Source organism: Roseateles sp. YR242 (genome assembly GCF_900109745.1).
Classification (GTDB): domain Bacteria; phylum Pseudomonadota; class Gammaproteobacteria; order Burkholderiales; family Burkholderiaceae_C; genus Roseateles.
Map to the genome: position 1 here is coordinate 317,171 of NZ_FOAV01000003.1, position 18,952 is coordinate 336,122.

Below are 18,952 nucleotides of genomic sequence, written 5' to 3' on the forward strand. Positions count from 1 at the left end.
AGAGGAGAACCCGCGACGCTGACCCAATGCCGCGCACCATGGTTAGCGATGAGGATGGCTATGCAGGCAATGTAATCACGCCGTAACTCGACGGGTGAGGTTATGCGCTTGGTGCATACATTGATGCGGATTGGAAAGCGGTACCGGTGTCATGGGCTGGGTGCCCGGTGGTCGGCGTCATCGGCGCCATGCCGACGGTAGAGAGACTCAGGTCGCCGGCAGCGCCGGGACGCAGGACCCGGTTAGTCCTCGGTGTCGCCGAAAGCGGTCATGAACGCCTGGGCGAACGCGGGTGATGCGCTGAAGGTCAGCGTCACGGTGACCCAGCCGTCGGCCTCGCGCTGAACCAGCAATTCGTCGTCCCAGTCGTGACCGTCTTCCACGGGGCCTTGGCGGCCTGAAAATTCGCGGCGGGCCCAAGCGCGCAGGAGATCAACCTCCGTCATCACCGCGCCGTGCTGCGTGTCGCGTGTCGAAGCCATGGCTTCCACGGTGAGGATGTCGTCAGAGCCGTCGGAGAGGTCGATGGTGAGGTAGCAGATGGGAGAGCTCATGGCGGCGCTCATGGCGGCATTGGAGGAATGCTCCGAAGGGAGTGTCGGAGCATGGGCGCATCGTATCCAAGATGGCCCGGCGCACAGCCAGCACCTTGGGATACGCTGACGCACATGCGCCAGTCACCCGAGGCGATGGGCAGCCCACAGGGCCTTGGCCGCTTGCCCTTGAAGCACATAGGCCCCGCAAGCGAAACACCGGGCACTCAGCGGACCCCCACAGCCCTCCGTCGGTGTTCCGAAATCTTGCTCAACAACAGCCGATGCGCCGGTGGGGCTCAGAAGCTGTGCCGGATGCCCACGGTCAGCGCACTCGCATCCACGCCTGCCGACACGGCCGGGCCTGTGCCGGTGGCAGCCGAGGTCGTGTATGCGGTCGCGGTCTGGTTCTCGATCTTGCTGTAGGTGGTGTACAGGCTGGTGCGCTTTGACAGGGCATGCACGTAGGCTGCCGACCACTGGCTTGCATCCTTGCCCGACACGCCGCGCGCCTTGGCGTCGGCCACGCCCAGCTGCACGGTGCCCGACACACTGACCGGCACGGCCGCCTGCAGCCAGAATTCCCGGCGATCGTCGCGCGCACCCACTGCACCAGTCAGGTTCTTCACGTCCTGCCAACCCACCACGAACTTGACGACGTCGAAGTCGTAGCTGCCCGCAAGCGTGACGACCTTGAGCTTCTCAGCCGTCGCCCTTTGCAAGTAGGCCGCACTGACGGCCAGAGGGCCGTCCGCATAACGCAAGTGGCCACTGCTGGACTTGATGCCGCCCTCACCCGCTGTCTGCATGATCGAGCCGGTCACCGTGCCGGCGATCTTGGGCAGCTCATAGGTGACCGCGTTGTCGGCACGGAAGATGGTGGTCAGCACGCCGCTGGCGTAACCGCTGCCGGCACCGGTCCCGAATATGTCATTGGCCACGCTGGCGAAGAAATGCGGCGTGTAAGGGCGGCCCAACATCACGGCGCCCCAGTCCTTGCTGCCCAGCCCGACGAAAAGCTGGCGCCCCCAGAACACGCCGCCCTGCGTGACGGTGCCGGTATCCGCGGCGACGCCATGCTCCATGGTGAAGAAGGCAGACAGGCCACCGCCCAGATCCTCGTTGCCGCGCACACCCAGCCGTGAGCCGCTCAGGCCGCCGGACTGCAGGGCGAAGCTGTTGGCGTTGCCCTTGCCGTACTGACCGTAGAGGTCCAGCAGGCCATAGAGGGTCACATTGGTCGTGGAGGTCTGCGCCGCGGCTGACAGCGCGGCACAGAGCAGCGTGGCGGCAATCAGGGCACTGCGCTTGAGACGGTTCTTCATCTTTGAGTCCTGGTTGTTGAAAGGAAACACGGGAGAAAAAGGGCGGCCGCCACCGCGGGCGGTGCCGGGCAGGTAGCGCGGAGTCAGGCGGCGCGACCGCCCAGATACAGCTCACGCACCTGCGGGTCGTCCATCAAGTCCGCAGCACGGCCGGTCAACGCAACACGGCCCATGGAGAGCACGTAGGCACGGTCGGAGATGCGCAACGCCTCCATGGCGTTCTGCTCCACCATCAGGATGCAGACGCCCTCGTGGTCGCGGATCTGCTGCACCGCCTCGAAGACCTCCGCCAGCATCTTGGGCGAGAGCCCTGCCGAGGGTTCGTCCAGCAACAGCATGCGCGGACGTGGCATCAGCGCCCGCGCCAGCGCCAAGATCTGCCGCTCGCCGCCCGACATGGACGCGGCCGGGTCCTTGAACTTGCGCTTGAGCACCGGGTAGTGCTGGCACAGCTCCTCCATCCGCTCGCGCACCGCGCGCTCCGGCAGGTGGTGGCCACCGACCTGAAGGTTCTCCCGGATGCTCAGCGACGTGAACACGTTCTCGGTCTGCGGCACGAAGCCCAGTCCGGTCTGCTGGATCTTGCGGTGCACCGGCAGGCTCGACACGTCCTGCCCTTCGAGCAACACGCGGCCGCTACGTGGCGTGAGGTAGCCCGCAATGGTCTTCAACAGGGTGCTCTTGCCGCAGCCATTGGGGCCCAGCAAGGTCACGATCTCGTCCTGCCTCGCCCGCACGCTCATGCCGCGCAGGATGTCGACGTCGGGGGTGTAGCCGGCCACCGCCTCGTCAACGACGATCATGTCTTGGGTGCTCATCACACGGTCTCCTTGTGCTTGTCACCACCGCCCAGATAGGCCTGCAGCACACGTTCGTTCTGCGCCAGCTCCGCCGGCGCGCAGCTGGCCACGATGTGGCCACGGTCTAGCACCACGCAGCGGGTGCAGAGCTCGCGGATGAAATGCATGTCGTGCTCCACGACCACCAGCGTCATGCCCTGCCCATTCAGGCGCTTGAGTGCATTGACGATGTCGTTGCGCAGATTGGGATGCACGCCAGCGGTGGGCTCGTCCAGCATCAGCAGACGCGGCTCGCCCATCAGCGCGCACACGATGCCCAGCAGCTTCCTCTGGCCGCCCGACAGCGTCGAAGCCGGCAGGTCGCGCACCGGCGTCAACAACAGTTCGTCCAGCAAGGCTTGGGCCTTGGCGCGGGATTGGGCTTCGGCCTCGGCGGCTGCGCGAGTCCCGAGCAGGGTGCCCCAGAAGCCGTGATGCGCGATGGCTGCCGCCATCGCGACCTCGATCACGGACATCTTGGTCGGCATCGAGGGCAGTTGGAACGTACGCCCGACACCCTCGGCGACGATGCGATGGGCCGGCAGCCGACCGATGGACCGGCCTTGCAGCAGGACCTCGCCGGCATCGATGGCCTCAAAGCCGGTGATGGTGTTGAGCAGCGTGCTTTTGCCGGAGCCATTGGGGCCCAGCAGGCCGACGATCTCGCCGGGCTGGACGTCGAAACTGACATCCTGCAGCACGAGGTTGCCACCGAATGCCTTGGCCAGCGAACGTACCTGGAGGATGGATGGAGAGGGGCTCGTCATCATGGGATCTTGCGCAGTTGTTCTTTGACCAGGCCTTCGCTGCGCCACATCAGGCAGACGAGCAGGATCAGACCGATCAGGCCCAGCCGCAGCGCGCCGGACAGGTCGGAACTGAGCTGGAAATAGTCCTTGGCAAAAGGCACGGCCGCATAGGCCGCCTGCACAAGCAGCACGCCGACGAGCACGCCCACGGTGTTGCCCAGGCCACCGATCATCAGCATGGTCCACAGCATGAAGGTCTCGGCGGCCAGCAGGCAGTCAGGGCCGACAAAGCTCATGTAGTGGGCATAGAGCGAGCCGGCCATGGCCGTCAGCGCGGCACCGGCGACGATGGCCCGCGTCTTCAGCGAACGGAGGTCATAACCCATGCAGCGCGCCAGCGCGGGCTCCTCGCGCATCAGGCGCAGTGCGCGGCCGAAACGGCCGTCGGCGACGCGGGTGAAGGCCCAGGCGGCCAGCCCGAGCAGCACGGCGACGACGATCAGGAAACCCACCGCGTCCCAGGGCCGCTGCCAGTGATCGAATAACGAGGGAATCGCGCTGATCCCTTGCGCACCGCCGGTCAACCCAGCTTCGTTGGTGGCGACCGTGCGGAGGATTTCGGCGATGGCCAGTGTGGCGATGCCCCAATAGTCCGACGCGAGCTGGCGCCCCAGGCGGGCCATCAGCCAGCCCAGGCCGCAGGCCAGCCCGATGCCCAGCGCCGCGCCGGCGAGCGGCGGGTAGCCCGCCTGGACCGCCATGCCGGTCGCGTAGGCCCCCAGGCCGGCGAAGGCGATGTGGCCGAAGTTGAGCAGCCCCGCGCAGCCCGCCTGCAGGTTCAGGCCGAGTGCCATCAGGCCGTAGATGCCTGCGATGGTGAAGGAGGAGATGAGGAAATCAAACACGACGCACCTCACGGTCGAACAGGCCGTAGGGCTTGAACAGCAGCGCCAGCAGCAGGATCAGGAAAGAGGCCGCGCTGATGTAGGAGACCGGCATGAACGCCATGGCGTCCCCGCCGCCGAACCAACCCAGCAACGGGCCGAAGTTGATGTTGGTGACGGCCGTCTCGGTGAGCGCGATCAGCAGTGCGCCGGCCACCGCGCCGATGGGGTTGCCCAAGCCGCCCAGGATGGCGGCAGCAAACACCGGCAGCAGCAAGTCGTGGCCCAGATTGATGTGCGCGCCGCTGGACAGGGCCAGCATGGCGCCACCGAGCGCCGCGACCGCGCCGCTGACGAAGGCAACACCCCGGGTCAGCCCTTCGGCATTCAGCCCCGAGGCCGCGGCCAATGGCGCATTGCTCGACAGTGCCCGCAGCGCACGACCCATGCGGGTGTGGAACAGCACAATGCAAAAGACGGTCAACACCAGCAGGCTGACGCTCAGGGTGGTGGCCTGCAGCGGTGTCAGCATGGCGCCGCTCAGCCGCCACGGCGCGGTCACCGGCAGGTTGAACATGCGCGGGAATGAGCCGGCGACACCCTGCATGACTGCAACGATCAGCATGGCCACGGCCAGCGATCCAATCATGGTGATGGCCGGGCCCGAGCGCAGCAGGCGTCGGAACACCAGCAGATGCAACAGCAGTGTCAGGGCGCCGGTCAGCACGCAGGCAACGGCGATGGCCGGCACCAGCGTCAGGCCGGCATCGCGCAGCCCGAAGCTGAGGTAGGCGCCCAGCATCGCGTACTGCACATGGGCAATATTGGGGAACTTGACCAGGCCGTAGACCATGCTCAGGCCGAGCGCGACAAGCGCCAGGTCGGAGGCACGCAACAGCGTGTCGATGAGAAATTGCAACATAGGAGGAACTGCAGGCATGACCAGGCCCAACCCGCCAGGCAGGCGCCCAGCGGGGTAGGTTGGTCTTGGGGAGGATCAGCGCGGCAGCGCGACGGTCAGCGGGGAACCACTTTTCCGTCGTACTTCAGCTTGGCGTAGGGCGGGTCGATGCGCTGGCGGTCGGCATCGAAAACGATGGGTCCGGTGACGCCCACATAGCCGCCTTTGCCCAGCTCCTTCAACGCCGCCTGGATGGCGGCAGGCTCGGTGGACTTGGCCTTGTTGATGGCGGCGGCGGTCAGCAGCACGGCGTCATAGGCATAGCCGGTGTAGGAGGTCTTGGTGCCTTCCTTGTATTTGGCGTTGAACGCGGCCAGGTAGGCGCGGCCCGCCTCGCCCGAGACATTGCCGACCTCCATGCCCAGTTGGCCCTTGGCAATGTCGGCTGGCGTGTCAGACAGGCTCATGCTGAGCAAGATGGCATACCAGGGCTTGGCACGCAGGCCCAGCTCCATGGCTTCGCGGTTCAGCACGGCAGACTCCTGGCCGTAGGCGGTGTAGATGTAGGCATCCGGTTCGGCACGGGACATCTGCTGCAGCTCGCGGCGGTAAGTGCTCTGGCCCTGCGTGTACAGCAGCTCGCTGACGATCTGGCCCCCCAGTTTCGTGAACTCCTCGCGGAAGCCATGCGCCACGCCCTGGCCGTAGGCATTGTTGGGTGCCATCACGGCCACTTTGCGGTAGCCCAGGCTCCAGGCGTCAGCGGCGGAGAACTTGTTGCCGAGGTTCTCGAGGCCGATCAGGTTGAAGGCGCTGCCACCGAGATCGCGGATCTTGATGCTGGTACTGGCGATGTTGAAGTGGGTCACGCCCTCCTTCACCAGGTACTGCGCCATGGGCAAGGTGATGCCGGAGCTGTACTCGCCGATGACCACAGGCACCTTGTCAACGCTGACGAGCTTGCGCGCGGCGTTGAGTGCGGTGGTCGCATTGCCGCCCGAGTCTTCGATGATGACGTTGAACTTCTTGCCCAGTACGCCGCCGGAGGCGTTGACCTTCTCGGCCGCCAGCACAACGGCGCGGCGCACGTCTTCACCGACAGTGGCGTTGGAGCCGGTGAGGGACAGCACGGCCCCCATGTTGATAGTGTCCTGCGCATGCACCGGCAGCGCGGCGGCGAGGATCAGACTGGAGACAAACAGGCGTCGAGAACTCATCGGGGATCTCCTTGTTGGGGGAAGCGAGCAGTGAAACGGGGCCAAGGCTCAGGCCGCAGCCATATGGGCGTAGCGGTAGTCGATCGGAGGCACCAGCGTTTCCTTGATGGTGCGGGGCGACACCCAGCGCAGCAGGTTCAGCGCCGAGCCTGCCTTGTCGTTGGTGCCGCTGCGGCGCGCGCCGCCGAAGGGCTGCTGGCCAACGACGGCACCGGTGGGTTTGTCATTGACATAGAAATTGCCGGCGGCGTTGCGCAGGGCGGCATCAGCCTCGGCCAACGCTGCACGGTCCTGGGCGAAGACCGCGCCGGTCAGCGCATAGGGGCTGGTGGCATCAACGGTCCGCAGCAACTCCGACCATTGCGCATCGGCGTAGACATGCACGGCCAGCACGGGGCCGAACAGCTCCTCGCTCATCAGCGCATGGCCTGGGTCGGTCACCTCGATCAGCGTCGGCGGCACGAAGTAGCCCACGCGGTCGTCGGGTTGTGCGCTCGTCAGCACGCGGGTGCCGCTGTCCTCCCGGGCGCTGGCGATGGCGCGGGAGAGCCGCGTGAAGGCACGGCGGTCGATCACAGCACCCATGAAGTTGCTGAAATCGCTCACATCGCCCATGCGAAGCGTGGCAATCAGGTCCAACAGCTGCGTTTTGACCTGCGGCCACAGCGAGGCTGGCACGTAGGCACGCGAGGCGGCACTGCACTTCTGGCCCTGGTACTCGTAGGCGCCGCGCAGCAGCGCCACGCACAACGCGTCGACGTCGGCCGACGCATGAGCCAGCACGAAGTCTTTGCCGCCGGTCTCGCCCACCAGGCGTGGATAGGCACGGTAGCGAGAGAGGTTCTGTGCTGTCTGCTGCCAGAGCTGGTCGAACACGGCGGTGGAGCCCGTGAAGTGGATGCCTGCCAGTCGGGGGCTGGTCAGCAGTTCCGCGCTGATGGCCTGCGCATCACCGGGCAGGAAGTTGATGACGCCAGGCGGCAGGCCGGCCTCCTGCAGCAGCTCCATGAACAGGTAGTTGGACAGCACCGCCGTGGTCGAAGGCTTCCAGATCACCGTGTTGCCCATGAGGGCCGGCGCGATGGCCAGATTGCCGCCAATGGCGGTGAAGTTGAAGGGCGTGACCGCGTAGACGAAGCCCTCGAGCGGCCGATAGTCGGTGCTGTTGCGCATGCCAGTGCTCGACTGCGGCTGCTGCGCGGCAATCTCCTGGGCGAATTGCACGTTGAAGCGCAGGAAGTCGATCAGCTCGCAGGCCGCATCGATTTCTGCCTGCACGGCCGTCTTGCTCTGCCCAAGCATGGTGGCCGCGTTGAGACGCTGGCGCCAGGGGCCGGCCAGCAACTCCGCGGCCTTCAGGAACACGCGGCTGCGCGCCTCCAGCGACCACTGGGCCCAGTCCCCTGCTGCAGCGGATGACGCGGCGATGGCGGCCTGCGCCTCGTCCCGGCCGGCCTGGGCGGCACGGGCCAGAACGCGCTGATGCGCGTGGGGGCAGACCACCTCAACCTGAGTCTGGGTATGGACCGCCTGACCCCCGATGACCAGTGGCAGATCCACCGTCTGTTCGGCCTGGCGGCCCAGCGCTTGACGCAGAGCATCCCGCTCAGCGCTGCCCGGCGCATAGGCCAGCACGGCTTCGTTGTGCGCCACGTACTGCGGCTGTCCCCACTGAGGTTGAATCCCTTGAACCGCCATTTGAATATGATCGTTGGTTGATTGGATCCAATCCTAAGCAAAATGAATTCTGTTGGACAATGGGCTTTACCCGCGGACGAGGAAACGACGCGGCGACGCCACAACACGCAGACGAGACAACCCATGCCACCCAAGAAGGACTCGAAGGCGCTGCACGAGGACATCCGCGACCGGTTGCGGGAAGACATCCTGAGCGGCGTACTGGCCGCCGGTACGCCGCTGCGCCAGGACGCCCTGGCCGAACGTTTCAGCGCCAGCCGCATCCCCGTGCGCGAGGCGCTGCGGCAGCTGGAAGCCGAAGGGCTGATCGCTCACCAGCTCAACCGCGGTGCGGTGGTGGCGGGCATGAGCGTGGAGCAGATCTGCGAGATGCTGGACATCCGCGTGGCGCTGGAGTGCCACGCTGCGCGGCTGGCGGTGCCCAACATGGTTGAGCGGGACTTCATCGCGATGGAGTCCATCCTGAAGGCTTATTCCGAGTCCAAGACCATTCCGGAGTGGGCCGAGCACAACCGCCGCTTCCACCGTGCGTTGTCTGCGCCTGCCAACAACCAGCGCCTGTTGCGGCTGATCGAGGAGTTCTGCCTGAACACCGATCGCTACACCCATGTGGCGATGTCGCGCGCCACAGGCAAGGACAAGCCGCAAGAGGACCACTTCCGCATTGTTGAGGCTGCACGCGCCGGCGATGCGGACGGTGTCGCGGCGCTGCTGGAAGTGCACATCCTCGATACCAAGAAGGAGCTGATGGCCAGTGCGCGCATCGGTGCCATCAGCAGCCTGAGCCTCAGAGGGGCCATGCCATCGGCGGCGGTTTGAAGGCCGCCGCCGGCGCACCTCACTCCCCATCCACCAGTTGGTACTCCCGCAACAGGGCAGCAATCTCCGTCCCCTCCAGCTTCTTCATCAGCATGTGCCTGATGAATGCCGGCCCCGGGATGTCGATGCCCTTTCCATCGCGCAGCGGCTTCACCGCCGCCAGCAGCGTGCGCACGTCATAGGTCGAGTTGAAGACCTCCGGCACACCTCGCTCCACGTCCAGCAACGTGTACACGGCCTCCATCGCCGTGCGCACCGAGTATTCGGTGGTGAAGATGCAGTCCCGTTCCTTGGTCTCGGCAAACTGCCCGATGAACGCAAAGTTGGTGGCTCCGCTGGGCACCACATCCGGACGGTCACCGGCCTGCCGCGGCATGAAGAAAGCGGTGATGTAGGGCATCATCACCGGCACGGTCTTGGCGCCCGTGGCGGCCAGCGCCGGGATCTCGTCCTCCGGCACGCCCAGGTGGTAGAGCCATTCCTGTGTGATCTCCTCGCCCGTGCAGTCCTGCATCGGCTTCTTGACGTAGTCCCCCGGCCTTTCGACAAACAGCGAATAGAACCAGCACACCACCTGATCCTTCGGCTGCTGTTTGAAGTGGGGTTGACGGTTCACCGTCCAACTGCACAGCCACGCCGAATCCTTGACGGTGACGATGCCGCCACTCACCACCTTGCCGCTGAAGGGATCGCGCTTGGTGATGCGCCGGATGTACGCCGGGATGCGGTCATCCAGCGTCGTGATGGTGGCCGACTGCCACTTCGTTTCAGGGATGTGTGCCCCGAAAACATCCGGCCGGCCGAAGGCGGCGTCCTGGGCCGCGATGCGCCGCCAAAGGTCCCAGGCGGGCGCCGGGCCGGTCTTCAGCGCGGCCGGGGTGTGATGGTCCCCGTTGTCCGAGTTCTCGGTCAGTGAGCCGATCGTGAAGAACGCCAGGTCGTCCGGCCCGAGGTCCACACCGCCGGCTTCGCCATCCACCTTCCAGTGAAGGCGCGTGGCCTGCTTGCGCCCCTCGCGGATGTCGAAGTCAACGTCCGTGACCTCCACCCCATAGCGGAACTGGACGCCCTGCACCTGGAGCCAGGTGACCAACGGCAGCACGAGCGATTCGTACTGGTTGTAGCGGGTGAACTTCAGGGTGGAGAAGTCCGCCAGGCCTTGGATGTGGTGGATGAAGCGATGCAGGTAGAGCTTCATCTCCAGCGCGGAGTGCCACTCCTCGAAGGCGAACATGGTGCGCCAGTACAGCCAGAAGTTGCTGGCCAGAAAGCGAGGCCCCAATACCTCGTTGATGCGCTTGTTCTCCATCTCCTCCCGGGTGGCAAAGAACAGCCGCAGCAGGTCTTTCTGGGCGTCGTCATCCAGCGTCAGAAGGGCCTTGTCCGGCACGTCCTGCCCCTGGTTCTGGGTCGCGCGCTGCAGCGAGAAATTGGGGTCGCTCTTGTTGAGCCAATAGAACTCGTCCAGCACACTGGCCCCGTCGATCTCCAGGGAGGGGATCGACCGGAAGAGGTCCCACAGGCACTCGAAGTGCGACTCCATTTCCCGCCCGCCGCGGATCACAAAGCCCTTTTCAGGCTCCTTGAGTCCATCCAGGGCACCACCGGGAAGTGTCAGTTCCTCCAGCACGGTGATGCGGTCCCCCGCCATGTGTCCATCCCGGATGAGGAAGGCGGCTCCCGCCAGCGACGCCAGGCCCGAGCCGACGAACCACGCCGTCTTGCTCTCGACACCCGCTGGCTTTCGCGGGCGGACGAACGCCTCGTAGTTTCCGCTGCTGTAGTGCATGTGCATGAACCCTGTAGTGAAGAGACTGAAGAGCCATGGCAACCGTCGTGCGCAGGCGCCGTGGCCGACTTTTCCACTGTAGGGCGATGCCCTGACCAACTTGTTGATGCCAGCCTCTAAACCGGTCGAGGGTTGACCTTGCGCAAGCATTGAGTCGGTGACGTGTCACTCGAATCCATGCCACCCCGTTCTGGATTCGCCCGCCGCCGTTTCCTATTCTTCCGGGCGCCCGCACTGAAGCGCGCATGCAGCGCGCTGTGACGGCAGCAGGGAGAGTCACATGTCAAACACCGACCTTCACTCGTCTGGGCTGGCGCGCTTGCGCGTCTGGCTGGCCACGCTGCTCGGCCTGATGCTCCTGGCGCTGGGTGGCCCCGCCCGGGCGGAGTGGTACCAGTACACGTTCATGTCTGACGTGTTCAACGTCCACTCCGTGTCCGATCGCGCACCTGGTACCAATGAATGGGATGTGCCCGCGCAACTCCGCATCGAGTTCTACTCCTGGAGTCAACTGTCGGGCAGCGCGACGGAAAGCGACATCATTTCCTACAAGATTTCCATCTGGGGCGGTGGGCCGGCCAACCTGCTCTCGCTGTCGACACCGTTGCCGGAATCGGGATGCTTTCCGCCCGGGGGCTGCTATGAATACACGGGCAACTTCAACGTCGGGTCATTCGATGCCAACGGCCTGCCCACCACCTGGAACATCTGGCTCGACCGCTACTCACAGGTGCCCATCGCGCAGGAGTTCTTCAATCTCTCCTCGTCCAACACCGGCAGCAGCCTGGATCTCAGGGCTTATTCCTACTACAGCAGTATCGGCAGCGTGACGGCCCAGGCCGGCGAACTCGGCGGTGTCTGGTCCCTCGCCGTGGTGCCGGAGCCGGCAAGCTATGTGCTTCTGCTGGCCGGGGTGGTGTTGGTAGGCGGCATGGCACGGCGGCGGCGTGCGGCCTGAATGATCGGCAACAGGAGCCTTCGTCGTACGGGGTCACCTCGGCCGCGAGAGTTATGCAGGGGTTCCCAGGCATTTGCGTCATCGGGTTCATTCGGCCCCTTGACGCATAGCCTACCAACTAGTAGATTGCTAACCCATTCGAGTGTCGAGATGACCCCGCCCCCTGATGCTTCCAGACCTGTCCCCCAAGGCCGCCCAGATTGTTGGCTTTACCCGCCAGTTGCTGGTCAACGGCGGCTACAACAGCTTCAGCTATGCCGACCTGGCCGAGCGGGTCAACATCACCAAGGCCAGCATTCATCATCACTTCCCCAGCAAGGAAGCATTGGTAAAGACCGTGGTCATGTTTTACCGGGAGGACGCGACCGAAGGGTTGGCCTCCCTGCAGCGCCAGCTCAACGACCCGGTGGCGGAGCTCAATGCCTACACCGCCTATTGGGCCGGGTGCATCACCAGCGGTGAGTCACCCTTTTGCATCTGCGCGATGCTGGCCACCGAGATGCCGACCATTCCGGAGGAGGTCGCCGCCGAGGTCCGTGGCCACTTCCAGGCCCTGACTGACTGGCTCGCGGGCGTGCTGGCACGCGGCGCCGCACAAGGCCGCTTGCACCTCACAGACAGCCCGGCGCAATCGGCCCGGGCCTTCCTGGCCGTCGTTCACGGGGCCATGCTGGTGGCACGTGCCTTGGCCGACCCCAAGGCCTTCGCGGCCATCGTGCAACCCGCCATCGGCAAGCTGACTCAGGCGGCCTGAATCTCTCATTTCCTGTGGCGGCCTTGGCCGCTATTCTTTGACGCCCACAACCTACCTACTAGTAGATCGTATCCTGGAGTTCCACCATGCCTCATCCCCTCTCAGCTCTCGGAGTGGTTCACACCCTGATCAGCCTTCCGCCCGTCGTCGCCGGCCTGTACAGCTTTGCCCGGTTCCATCGCATCGATGTCTCGATGCGCGCGGGCCAGTTGTACCTGGCGGGACTGACGTTGTCGGTGCTCACCTCCTTCGGCCTGTCGAGCACCGGTGGCCTCAATCCGGGCCACGTGCTGGGCGCGCTCGCCCTGCTGGCAGCCTTCACGGGCGCACTGGTGGTTCCGCGGCTCCAGTTCCTGGGGCGGCTGCGCCCCCATCTGCAGACCTTCGGCCTGTCCTTCAGCTTCTTCCTGCTGCTGGTGCCCGGCATCAATGAAACGCTCTCGCGGCTGCCGGTGGGCCGACCGCTGGCCGCAGGCCCCGACGATCCGACCGTGCAGGGTGCGCTCCTGGCCTGGCTGCTGCTATTCGTCTTCGGATTCGCACTGCAAGTGCGGCAGATCGTCGTGAGTCACCGAGCCCAGCGCCGCGCTCCCTGAGTCACGCCGGGCCAGGTCACGGTGGCGTCTCACGGGATGCTGACGATCTCTACCCAGTTGGCATCCTTGCCGACCGGGTACCGGCCGACGGCCGTCAGCCCACCGTCCGCCGGGTCGATGCGGTAGACCGTGACCTTGTCAGACTTCTGCCCCGTCGCCACCAGGAACTGCCCGGTGGGGTCGATGCGGATACCTCGCGGCTGGGTCTCCGTGCTGAAGTTGGCCACATAGCTCACCCGGCCCGAGCCTTCCGCCACGCGCAGCAATGCGATCTTGCTGGTGGTGCGGTCGGTGGCGTAGAGGAACCGGCCATCCGGTGTGAGCTGGAGGTCGGCGGCCCAGACCCTGGGCCGCTTGTCCTCCTCGGCCTTGCCGGCCGCCACCGCACTCGCCGCGGCGGCCGCGGCATCCGGTGACAGGCCCAATTGCAGACCGGCTTCCTTGGGCACGGTCTGCGTGGACCCCACCGGACTCAGGGTGCCGCGCACCGGATCGACCGCGTATTGGTCCACCGTGCCGGAGAGCTCGTGCAGCACGTAGAGGAACTTTTGATCCCGGGAGAAGACGATGTGGCGCGGCCCGCTGCCTGTCGGCGTCTTCACCACCGCTGGCTCCGCTGCGGTGAGTTGGCCGGTGCCTGCATCGAATTTGAACTGGTGGATCTGGTCGCCGCCCAGCGCCGCCGCATAGGCGAACTTGTTGCTCGCATCGGTCCGGATTGAATGCGCGTTCTTGCCGGTAGGCAACACCTGCGCCGCATCCTTCTGCACCAGGCCACTCGACTCGATGGGGCTGACGGCCACGACACTGGCGCCATACGACGCGGTCAACAGAAAACGCCCCGTGGCGTCAGTGGACACATAGGCCATGCTCTCCGGCAACGGCGCACGTGCCTGCTGCTCCAGCTTGCCGGTCTGCGCATCAATCTTGTAGGAGAGTACCGCCCACGGCTTGGAGCGCACCACGGCATACAGATGCCGCTTGTCCGGGCTCAGCGCCATGGGCATGACTTGCTTGCCGGCAACGGCCTTCCCGACCGGCGCCAGGGCCCCCGTCTGCACATCCATGACGTAGGCATCGATGTCGCCATCTTCCGCATTGGCGACGTAGACGAAGGTCTTGGCGCTCACCGGCATGGCCGCCGCCATGCTGAGACCAATGGCGGCCGCCAGGGGCCGTGCCCGTTTCTTGAACTGGTTCAATTCATGTCTCCTGATGTGAGCTCGCGGGGCACCGGAGCGCGTTGCGGGTCAGGCCGATGTCCGGTGCGCCGAGTGTAGAGAAGGACAACGCGCCCTTGTTGACCGCCCGGACGATGGGTTCAGCCTGGAGACCCTGGCCGAGTCTGTGACAACACGTGAGCCGGTCCAGGTCATCACCGCATAAGTCCCTTGTAAGCGCCGATACTTCGGCGCTTCCGGGCCTGCCCCCCGACGCCCGACCACGCACTCAACCGTATGACCGCCCCCACCTCCCGCGCCGAGCTCCTGCCCCTGATCGGGCAGCGCGCGTCCGCCGAGATCGCCGCGCTGGTGATCCCGCCCGTGGTGGTGGCCGGCGTGCCCAGCCACGCCTCATCGACGTGGGCCTGGGCCTGGGCGGGCGCCTACCTGGCCGCAGCCGTGTGCCTGGTGCTGGCCCGCCGTGTCTTCCGGCGCGACCATCAGAGCCTGCCCTCCGCGCAGTTCGAGGCCTTGTGGGTGCCCCGCGCGCAATACGCTGCGCTGGTCTTCGGCGCCATCTGGGGGATGCTGCCCTGGATCGGCATTGGTGCGGGCTCGTTTGAATACGCCCTCTTCCTGTATCTGGTGCTGGCCGGCACCACGGCCTCCACCGTCTCCTATGCGGCCGCCGACCTGGGTGTGTTTGCCCGCTACCTGCTGCCCGCCTGGGGCCTGGCCGCGCTGGCCGTGCCACTGGCCTTCCCCGCCCACTGGGCCACGGTGCTGCCGCTGAGCCTGCTGTACCCCTGGCTGGTCTGGCGGCATGCCCGCACGTCGCACAGCTTTCTGGTGCAGCAGTCTCAACTCAAGCACCGCAGCGAAGCCCTTGCGCGTGCCCACCAGGAAGCGCGGGACGCCGCCGCCGCCGCATCCCGCGAGAAAAGCCTCTTCCTGGCGACGGCCAGCCACGACCTGCGCCAGCCGCTGTACGCCCTCACGCTCACGGCCCAGGCCGCTGTCCAGCGCAACCGGGATGCGACGCTGGACCCGCTGCTGGTGGACATCAGCCACGCCGCCAGCCACGTCAGCGACCTGCTCAACGCGCTGCTGGACGTCTCCGCCCTGGACAGCCGCGACGCCACCCTGCCCCTGCAGCCCCTGGCACTGACGCCCCTGCTGTGCGAACTGCATGAGCGCTTCCAGCCTGAGGCCGCCGCGCGTGGCCTGGACTGGCGCCTGCGCGGGCCGGAAGCACCGGCCTGGGTGATGGCCGACCCCATCCTGCTGCGCCGCGCTCTGTCCAACCTGCTGCACAACGCGCTGCGCTATACCCCGCAAGGCGGCGTGCTGCTGGCGGTGCGGCAACGCGCGCCCGGCTGGGCCATCGAGGTCTGGGACACAGGGGTCGGTATCGAGGAACAGGAGCGCCAACGCCTCTTCGCTGCCTTCGAACGCGCGGACGATGCCGGCCAGGCGCCCGAAGGCCACGGCCTGGGCCTGTCGGTGGTGCGAGATTGTGTGCACCGGCTGGGTGCCGCCATCGAGTGGCGGTCCAAGGTGGGCGCCGGCTCCCGGTTCCGGATCACGCTGGCTGCCGCCCGGTCGCCCAGCCCCAGCATCGCCCGGCAACCGCGCACGGTCTCGCACCTGAACCGGCTGCGGGGCCGCGTGCTGGTGATCGAGGACGACCTTGGGGTGGCCCAGGGCCTGCGCCATCTGATGGACGACTGGGGCATCGACAGCCGCATTGCCACCGACGCCGTGCAGGCCTACCGGGCGCTGGCCGAGGGGTTCGAGCCCTCGGTGGTGATGAGCGATCTGCGGCTGCGGGGAGACGTCAGCGGCTATGACTTGATGCTGGCGCTGTTGCCCCGGTTGCCGCAGGCCAAGGGCCTGGTCGTGACGGGTGAGCTGGACCATCCTGACCTGCAACGGGCCGATGACGACGGCTATCTGGTGCTGCGCAAGCCGGTGGCGCCCGAAGGGCTGCACCGCGTGCTTGCCAGCCTGCTGGGCCCCTCGCCGCTTATTCCTGACCGCCGGACGGTGGGTCCTGCGGTGCCGCATTCCTCCTGAAGGCCGACACCTCACCCAGCTTGAGCCCCTCGGGGATGTGCGGGTGCTTGGCCAGCCCCACGCGCTGCGACTTGTAGATACCGGTGTGGCCGGAGCAGAGATAGCTGACCACGCACGCCAGCGCGGCATAGACGCCAATCTCCGCGCCAAACAACTCCACCGCCATGAAGGTGCAGGCCATCGGGGTGTTGGCGGCACCGGCGAACACGGCAACAAAACCCAGCCCGGCGAGCATCGGGAACGGCAGGTCGAGCAGCGGTGCGAGCGCGTTGCCCAGGGTGGCGCCGATGAAGAACAGCGGTGTCACCTCCCCGCCCTTGAAGCCGCTGGCCAGCGAACCGGCGGTCAGGGCCAGCTTGGCCGCGAAATCCCCCGCAGACAGCGGATGCTGGAAGGCCTCCACGATGACCGGAATGCCCAAGCCCGCAAAACGCCACGCGTCCAGGCCCCAGATGACCAGCGCGATGACCACGCCCCCCAGCAGCGGCCGCGCAGGTGCGTAGGCCACATGACGTTTCATGAAGGCCTGGCCCGCGTGCGTCAGCGTGGCAAAGGCCATGGCCACCAGGCCGAAGACCACGGCGGCGAGCACCACGGCTACCAGCGGCCACAGCGAGATGGCCGGCAAGGCCCCCACCGCATAGTGCGTGTGATGGGCGCCCCAGGCCGCCGTCACCTGGTCCGCCACCACGGCGGCAACCAGACAGGGGAGCAAGGCGTCATAGCGCAGGCGTCCGATCACCAGCACTTCCAGGCCGAAGACGGCGCCCGCCAACGGGGTACCGAAGACCGAAGCAAAACCCGCACTGATGCCGGCCATCAGCAGCACACGCCGATCTTTGGCGGGCAGCCGGAACAGCTGGGTGAGCTGATCCGCCAAGGCCCCGCCCATTTGCACGGCGGTGCCTTCCCGCCCGACGGAGGCACCGAACAGGTGCGAAATGACGGTGCTGACGAGGATCAGGGGCGCCATGCGCAAGGGCACGACTTTTTTCGGATCATGGATTTCGTCGATCAGCAGGTTGTTGCCGGCCTCGACGTCGCGCCCCAGCTTCAGGTAGACCCAGCCCACGCAGAAACCGGCGATGGGCAAGCCCCAGATCAGCCAGCGGTGCGTTTCACGGGTGTCAGTGGCCCACGCCAGGGCCAGCAGGAACAGCGCTGACGCGCTGCCCGCCAGGACCGCCACGAGGCTGGCCAGCACCAGCCAGCGCAGGACGTAGGGAATGAGGTGGAAGTGCTCGGGTCGCCCGGGACGATTCGGCGACGGTTTCAACAGGTTCAGCGGGTTCATCGGTAGCCCAGCGGTTGCAGGAGCATGTGCTCGACGGTTGCAAAAACGACTGGTCAACAAAGGCCCGGGCGAACACCCACAAGGCCCTGGTCTCCCAGGACGATGTAGGCATCATCAGCGTCACGGCGCGGGGGCCGTGAGGCGGTTCGCGGAGGAATGCCATCTCCGTGCGGCGGATTCTAGCCGCAGGCGGCGCCCGCTCACTGCCCTTCAGCCCAGCACTTCGCCACGAAGCGCCAAACCAGGCTGGACGCATCCGGCCCCTTCGGGTCGCTGAACGCCAGGCTCGCCGGTCCGCCGCTCCAGGCGTGCCCCAGCTGTTCCACTTCCACCAGCGAGACCAGCGTGCGGCCCTCGCGGCGGTAGTCGGTCACGGTGGCGGGATGGCGTTGCCCGCGCTGGGTCCGGCGCGGCGCCGTGGCCATGGCCCCGGTGGCCTGCGCCCACTGCTCGGCCGCCTGTCGCCCGTTGGCAGGCACCACCACGCGGTCGGCCTGGCCCTGGATCACCAGCAGCGGCGGCCAGTCCTGGCGCTCGGCAGGCGGCGGTGCGCTGCGGCCGCGGCCGCGCATGGCACGCAGTGCCGTCGCCGTCGAGTGCGCCAGCCCGGGTGCCACCCCGGCGCACATGGCCACCGCCGCAAAACGTGTGGGGTAGCGGCTGGCCAGCAGGGCCGCCATGCTGGCGCCGGCCGACAGCCCGGCGACGGCCACCCGGCGGCGGTCGCCCCCATGGAGCAGGCAGACCTGGTCCACTGCCTGGAGAATCAAGGCGGCCTCCGCCTGCGCATGGCCAGATTCGGTCTCGAACCAGTTCCAGCACCGCTGCCCATTGGCCAGGCGGCTTTGCTCGGGGTAGAGCACCAGGCTGTGTTCCCGCTGCGCGCCCTTGTTCATCCGGCACGAGCGCGCGAAGCCGGCGGCGTCCTGCCCGCAACCGTGCAACATCACCAGCACGGGCAGGCGTTCTCCGAAGCGCGTGCCCGGCGGGCGATACAGCTGCCAGGCCCGCATGCCGCCCGCCCCTGCCGCCACGCCGGTCAGCCAATCGCCCGGCCCGGGCGGCGGAGGGCTTGGGCGGGACAGGCCGCCCTTCACCGCGTGGCGGGCGCCCTCCACGACAGGCTTGGCCAGCCGCCGGGCCGCCGATGCAGCGGCCGCCGCCACCTGGGTGGCCTTGACCACGCGGGCGCTTGTCTTTTTCGCCTTGGCAGACATACCGCCTGGCCGCAAGGCCTGCGCCCAGGCGCGTTGCCAGTACTTCTGCCAGGAAGACGCGGCGGAACGTTTGGCCATGTCGGCATTCGGCCACCGCCAGCGCGGCCTGTCTGTGCGGTCGGGGACATCCCACCCGCCCG

Annotated in this window: 17 protein-coding genes and 1 riboswitch; of the genes, 5 read left to right on the top strand and 12 right to left on the bottom strand. The window is 66.6% G+C overall.

Annotated features, from left to right (window positions below; genetic code table 11):
- Positions 1-242: 242 nt before the first annotated feature.
- The 8 genes from BMY53_RS08585 to pruA form a co-directional block, all read right to left on the bottom strand.
- Positions 243-554: a hypothetical protein gene (locus BMY53_RS08585; RefSeq protein ID WP_092945579.1), complete on the bottom strand. Its 312-nt coding sequence runs from the start codon at positions 552-554 to the stop codon at positions 243-245.
- A 278-nt stretch (positions 555-832) separates the two neighbouring features.
- Positions 833-1,858, bottom strand: a complete 1,026-nt coding sequence (locus BMY53_RS08590) for a porin (protein ID WP_092945581.1) — start codon at positions 1,856-1,858, stop codon at positions 833-835.
- An 83-nt stretch (positions 1,859-1,941) separates the two neighbouring features.
- Positions 1,942-2,661, bottom strand: coding sequence for an ABC transporter ATP-binding protein (locus BMY53_RS08595; protein ID WP_092945944.1), 720 nt, complete (start codon positions 2,659-2,661; stop codon positions 1,942-1,944).
- A 14-nt stretch (positions 2,662-2,675) separates the two neighbouring features.
- Positions 2,676-3,467: an ABC transporter ATP-binding protein gene (locus BMY53_RS08600; protein WP_255370092.1), complete on the bottom strand. Its 792-nt coding sequence runs from the start codon at positions 3,465-3,467 to the stop codon at positions 2,676-2,678.
- On the bottom strand, positions 3,464-4,351 hold the full coding sequence (locus tag BMY53_RS08605) for a branched-chain amino acid ABC transporter permease (RefSeq protein ID WP_092945583.1): 888 nt from the start codon (positions 4,349-4,351) through the stop codon (positions 3,464-3,466). Before BMY53_RS08605 ends, BMY53_RS08600 begins: the two co-directional genes overlap by 4 nt.
- A complete protein-coding gene (locus tag BMY53_RS08610; RefSeq protein ID WP_092945585.1) occupies positions 4,344-5,252 on the bottom strand; it encodes a branched-chain amino acid ABC transporter permease in 909 nt (302 codons plus the stop codon). Before BMY53_RS08610 ends, BMY53_RS08605 begins: the two co-directional genes overlap by 8 nt.
- A gap of 95 nt (positions 5,253-5,347) precedes the next feature.
- Entirely contained in the window at positions 5,348-6,448 is a 1,101-nt protein-coding gene (locus tag BMY53_RS08615; protein WP_092945587.1) for an ABC transporter substrate-binding protein, read from the bottom strand.
- 48 nt (positions 6,449-6,496) lie between these two features.
- Positions 6,497-8,146: an L-glutamate gamma-semialdehyde dehydrogenase gene (pruA, locus tag BMY53_RS08620; protein ID WP_092945589.1), complete on the bottom strand. Its 1,650-nt coding sequence runs from the start codon at positions 8,144-8,146 to the stop codon at positions 6,497-6,499.
- A gap of 123 nt (positions 8,147-8,269) precedes the next feature.
- On the opposite strand from pruA, the gene BMY53_RS08625 reads away from it, so the two are divergent.
- Complete coding sequence (locus BMY53_RS08625; RefSeq protein WP_092945591.1) at positions 8,270-8,965, top strand: GntR family transcriptional regulator; 696 nt, start codon at positions 8,270-8,272, stop codon at positions 8,963-8,965.
- Positions 8,966-8,984: 19 nt separating this feature from the next.
- Here the strand turns inward: BMY53_RS08625 and BMY53_RS08630 are convergent, their stop codons facing one another.
- On the bottom strand, positions 8,985-10,760 hold the full coding sequence (locus tag BMY53_RS08630) for an oleate hydratase (protein WP_255370093.1): 1,776 nt from the start codon (positions 10,758-10,760) through the stop codon (positions 8,985-8,987).
- 274 nt (positions 10,761-11,034) lie between these two features.
- Here BMY53_RS08630 and BMY53_RS08635 point away from each other — a divergent pair, with 274 nt between their 5' ends.
- The 3 genes from BMY53_RS08635 to BMY53_RS08645 all read left to right on the top strand — a co-directional run bounded on the left by BMY53_RS08635 (position 11,035) and on the right by BMY53_RS08645 (position 13,062).
- On the top strand, positions 11,035-11,712 hold the full coding sequence (locus tag BMY53_RS08635; RefSeq protein ID WP_092945593.1) for a PEP-CTERM sorting domain-containing protein: 678 nt from the start codon (positions 11,035-11,037) through the stop codon (positions 11,710-11,712).
- A gap of 166 nt (positions 11,713-11,878) precedes the next feature.
- Complete coding sequence (locus BMY53_RS08640) at positions 11,879-12,466, top strand: TetR/AcrR family transcriptional regulator (protein WP_092945595.1); 588 nt, start codon at positions 11,879-11,881, stop codon at positions 12,464-12,466.
- An 86-nt stretch (positions 12,467-12,552) separates the two neighbouring features.
- Positions 12,553-13,062 (top strand): hypothetical protein, encoded by a 510-nt coding sequence (locus tag BMY53_RS08645; RefSeq protein WP_092945597.1) that lies wholly within the window; start codon positions 12,553-12,555, stop codon positions 13,060-13,062.
- Positions 13,063-13,091: 29 nt separating this feature from the next.
- On the opposite strand, the gene BMY53_RS08650 is transcribed toward BMY53_RS08645, so the two are convergent.
- Positions 13,092-14,264 (bottom strand): lactonase family protein, encoded by a 1,173-nt coding sequence (locus BMY53_RS08650; RefSeq protein ID WP_218151206.1) that lies wholly within the window; start codon positions 14,262-14,264, stop codon positions 13,092-13,094.
- A 255-nt stretch (positions 14,265-14,519) separates the two neighbouring features.
- Here BMY53_RS08650 and BMY53_RS08655 point away from each other — a divergent pair, with 255 nt between their 5' ends.
- Positions 14,520-16,301 carry a hybrid sensor histidine kinase/response regulator gene (locus BMY53_RS08655; RefSeq protein ID WP_092945599.1) on the top strand — a complete coding sequence of 594 codons (1,782 nt, stop codon included), beginning with the start codon at positions 14,520-14,522 and terminating at the stop codon, positions 16,299-16,301.
- Here the strand turns inward: BMY53_RS08655 and BMY53_RS08660 are convergent.
- Both BMY53_RS08660 and BMY53_RS08665 read right to left on the bottom strand, forming a co-directional pair.
- Positions 16,252-17,595 carry a voltage-gated chloride channel family protein gene (locus tag BMY53_RS08660; RefSeq protein WP_092945601.1) on the bottom strand — a complete coding sequence of 448 codons (1,344 nt, stop codon included), beginning with the start codon at positions 17,593-17,595 and terminating at the stop codon, positions 16,252-16,254. The two genes, BMY53_RS08655 and BMY53_RS08660, sit on opposite strands and share 50 nt — an antisense overlap.
- Before the next feature lie 98 nt (positions 17,596-17,693).
- Positions 17,694-17,771: riboswitch (Fluoride riboswitch) on the bottom strand.
- 24 nt (positions 17,772-17,795) lie between these two features.
- Positions 17,796-18,890, bottom strand: coding sequence for an extracellular catalytic domain type 1 short-chain-length polyhydroxyalkanoate depolymerase (locus tag BMY53_RS08665; RefSeq protein WP_092945603.1), 1,095 nt, complete (start codon positions 18,888-18,890; stop codon positions 17,796-17,798).
- Between the last annotated feature and the right edge of the window lie 62 nt (positions 18,891-18,952).